Annotated in this window: 3 protein-coding genes and 1 pseudogene; 2 read left to right on the forward strand and 2 right to left on the reverse strand. The window is 39.2% G+C overall.

What is annotated here, in order from left to right; genetic code table 11:
• Together AC1DPZ_RS24295 and AC1DPZ_RS24300 are read left to right on the forward strand one after the other, a co-directional pair.
• On the forward strand, window positions 1-862 hold an 862-nt coding region (locus tag AC1DPZ_RS24295), incomplete at its 5' end, for an alpha/beta fold hydrolase (RefSeq protein ID WP_477408333.1).
• A gap of 24 nt (window positions 863-886) precedes the next feature.
• A complete protein-coding gene (locus tag AC1DPZ_RS24300) occupies window positions 887-1,597 on the forward strand; it encodes a hypothetical protein (protein ID WP_477408335.1) in 711 nt (236 codons plus the stop codon).
• Between the two features lie 70 nt (window positions 1,598-1,667).
• Here AC1DPZ_RS24300 and AC1DPZ_RS24305 read toward each other — a convergent pair whose 3' ends face one another.
• On the reverse strand, window positions 1,668-2,390 hold the full coding sequence (locus AC1DPZ_RS24305) for a phytanoyl-CoA dioxygenase family protein (protein WP_477408337.1): 723 nt from the start codon (window positions 2,388-2,390) through the stop codon (window positions 1,668-1,670).
• 11 nt (window positions 2,391-2,401) lie between these two features.
• A pseudogene (locus AC1DPZ_RS24310) lies at window positions 2,402-3,398 on the reverse strand (cytochrome C biogenesis protein); the annotation flags it as partial.

The following is a 3,398-nucleotide window of genomic DNA, read 5'->3' on the forward strand; positions in this document are numbered from 1 at the left end:
ATTATATTGTTTTTATGAATATAACAATAAAGAGAAAAAAATATTAACCGATACCGACCGTAAAAATATTGCAGGCAGCTTTATCAAATTAAGCCAGGGCATTACCCATTACGAACTTAAAGGCCCTCAAAATGGCGAAGTAATTATACTTGTCCATGGCTTTAGCGTTCCGTATTATATATGGGATGGCACATATGAATACCTTATTAATAAAGGATATAAAGTATTACGATATGACACCTATGGCAGGGGCTACTCTGACAGGCCCGACGTTGTTTATGATAAAGAACTATACGACAACCAGCTACTCGAACTTATTAAACAGTTAAAACTGCAGGGCAAAGTTAATTTAGCAGGCGTATCTTTCGGTGGCAAAATTGTAACCAACTTTGCCTGCAAGCATCCCGATCTGATAAACAAAGTTATACTTATTGATCCGGCATACGAAAACAAAAAGCCAAATGCACCTAAATATATAACCATGTATAACGAAGCTGTAAACTCTGATGAGCGTGCCAGGGGCCAGGTTACAGATTTTAAATACCCGAAGCAGCACCCGGGATGGGAAAAACTTTATCTGCCGCAAATGAAATACAAAGGCTTCAGAAATGCACTGGTATCAACTCTGTATGATTACAACGAAAGTGGCCGCGAAAGCAATATCTGCCTCAACAGTACCAATAAACCGGTATTGCTAATATGGGGCAAGGATGATAAAACGGTCCCTTTCCATTTCAGCGATTCTATCCGCAGTGTGCTAAAGGTTGATTTCTTCCCGGTTACCGATGCCGCCCATTTGCCATACCTGGAAAAACCTGATTTAGTTAATGCTAAAATATTATCGTTTCTGAAACAGGGATGATTTAATTTTAGGTAACTTAATCAAATGAAACCTATACTATTGTTTTGTTTGTTTTTGTTGATGACCGTTAGCTGTTATGCAGACAAAGGCAATACTCAAATCTCCACCGATACAGTCACTCACCATAAGAAAATAAAAAAACAAAAAGCTTTTACCTTTGAGGAATTTGAGAGGTTAAGGAAACTATGGAAACCATCTTATGATTATTGTACTTTTACCAGTCGATACACAATTAAACAACGTTTAAAAAAGTATCCTTTTTCAAAGGCCGTCAAAATACTGGCTGTCTCGTATCCTGCACTTGATGTACCAAATGAAGAGGTAATTATTGATGGTGACTCGCTAAAACATATTGTACCTCCACACAATATAGGATTGCATGTTATAAAGGACAGTTTAGATTTTTGCAATTTGCTTGAAGTGAAAATATTGGATCAAATCCAGATCAATCGTCTAACAAATATTATCTATAATACTGATTTCAGAAAAAAAATAGGGCTCAACCTGACTGGCGGAGCTTCTTGCTATGAACCACGCAATGCATTTATATTTTTTGATAGGCATGGCAAAGTTTATGACTACCTGGAGATCTGCTTTGGGTGCCAGCATTATTCCTCTAAATCTGATAAATTAGATATTGGTCAGCTTTGTACCCAAAAATATGAAATAGTAAGGAAGTACTTTAAAAGCATGGGAATAAATTACGGCACTAAATGGCACATGGGTGAAGATTAATTAACAAAGAAAAACTGGTTTACGCTTCCAGATGTCCTTCCAGATTGCGTATTTCAACTGCTATGCTAAATTATATTACCTTCTTCTCACGCCAATCCAATTCTTTAGCCAACTCAGCCTTACTAAATTCAATATGAATCACCCGCCGCTTTTTATTATTGGTGGTTCGGTTTGATGCATGAAGCAACAAGGGTCGCATGAACATCAGGCCGCCTGCTTTTACATTACAGGTAACCTCTCTTTCGGCCTGCCAGTTGATAGTTTCAGGTCGATAGATACCTTTCTTATGCGATCCGGGGATTACCTTTAATGCGCCGTTATCCCGATCGGTATCATCCAGATGTATCCGGATAGTGAAATTGTTTTGGAGAATATCTAATGGTGGCTGCACGCCAAACTGGTTTTGCTTAATTGTCCAGGGACTATAACCAGAGATCTCCGCCTTTTTATCAACAACAATGGTCAGATCCTGATGCCAGGCTACAAACCAGTTACTTGTTTCTGGCTTATCAAAGTAAATGGATTTTACAACAAAGTAACTCTTATCAAACAGCGTATGAATAAGTATTTTTAAATTGCCGTTAAAAATTAAAGGAACTACCTGAGGTAATTCCTTTAAAAATTGCCTTATGGCAAACAGATCTTCGGTTTTGCGGAATGCCGGATTTGATTTGTCGGCAGATGCTATAACATCCAGAATACCCCTAACTTCAGCATCGCTATAAACATCATTTATTATGGCAAAACCATCATTCAATATGTTTTTATGATGTGATATTAAGCGGTTATCCATTCAATAAACACCTAAACGGTCTTTAGTTCCTTGTTTCTGCGAAGTATTGATAGGAAGAACCCTATTACCATAATGATAGTACCGGCCCAAAAGAAGTTGATATAAGGAAACTGGATAGCTTTCATCACCACAAATTTCTTTTTGCTTTCCGGCTGTTGAAAAACCATGATCTCTACCTTTTTAGTCTCTGGTATCACCTTGCTGAAACGCAGTTTTAAACCGGCATCATCAACCTTACGGGCAAAATCAAATACGTTACCATTTTTGATCATGTACACCGGCCTCGCGCTATACTTATTACCATTTGATACTATTTCAAGGTCGGCGCCAATGGCTACGTCGCTATCTGTAAGCGGGATGTTTTGCACCTTGGTCTCCTTGTTTAAGGCTTTTAGTACAATATATCCGTCGCGGTATCTAATGGTATCACCCGGTGCAACTTCATGTGCTACAGGGGCATCGTAGTTCTTGTCATCGTTATCGGCATCATGAGCAGCATCAGCGCTTTCACTTCCGCCTTCAGTTGCAGTAATGGCATTGGTCATGGTGATGTGTGTGTACAAATCATGCAGCAAATAGTGCCTGGTATCCGGCGACGAAGCCAGCTGACCTTTATTTACCTGTACTTTTGGTTTCAGTATAAACTCATCGGTTACTTTACCGCCGGCATCTACCTTTTTGTAATTGATCTTAAAAAAGTGATTGGGCGATGATATAGAGTCGCCAACATAAGTTACCATATAATCGCCCATTTTTAGAGGCTGGTTACGATATACTGTTATATTTTCGCGTGGGTTTTGTTCTTTGGCAAAATCCTGGGAAAAGCCTTCGCCGGTGTTGTTTATTGAAATTACCGAGCTGGTACCTGCCGATATAAGTGCGCCTATCATCAGCAAACCAAAACCGATGTGTGCAACCGCAGAACCGGCCAGTTTAAACTTGCCTTTAAAGGCATCTGTCAGTACTTTGGCATTGGCTATTACCGAATATACCGAGCCGCACATTACC

It is taken from the genome of Mucilaginibacter sp. P4_G9 (genome assembly GCF_056400985.1).